Genomic DNA, 420 nt, shown 5'->3' on the forward strand with positions numbered 1-420 from the left:
CCGGCAATGGTTTTAACCCTTCGATCCATCAAGATTGCCGGGGTCGAGAAATACATCCTGTCGACAAGCATCCTGCCCTTTGTCCTTTTGGGTCTTGAGATGCTGGCCGCCAAATTCGACCTCACACCGACGCCAACTCATGACAGTGTGTTCTGGATCTCTTCCCTTTTGGTGATGATCGGGATTATCCAGATAACAGCTTCAAAACACCGCCACGCCGCAAAGACGAAACGGCTTGCTGCGACGGCAAATACGCCCGCAACCCAAAGCACGACCTGACCAAAGAAGACAAGACCACGATCTCCCCGCAGGATGCATCTCTCCCCTCCATCGGAGAGAACATATGACCTTCCCCGGTCGCTATGTCCCCCGGCATCTTGCGCCTTTCGGTGTCCCCCCGAAAGGCTGAAACGCCCGGGC

At 55.5% G+C, this 420-nt stretch carries 1 pseudogene; it reads left to right on the plus strand.

Going from position 1 to position 420, the window contains the following annotated elements:
* Positions 1-279: pseudogene (locus B3Z49_RS17215) on the plus strand (translation-associated GTPase); the annotation flags it as partial.
* Positions 280-420: the final 141 nt, after the last annotated feature.

It is taken from the genome of Thalassospira sp. UBA1131 (genome assembly GCF_002311515.1).
GTDB lineage: Bacteria > Pseudomonadota > Alphaproteobacteria > Rhodospirillales > Thalassospiraceae > Thalassospira.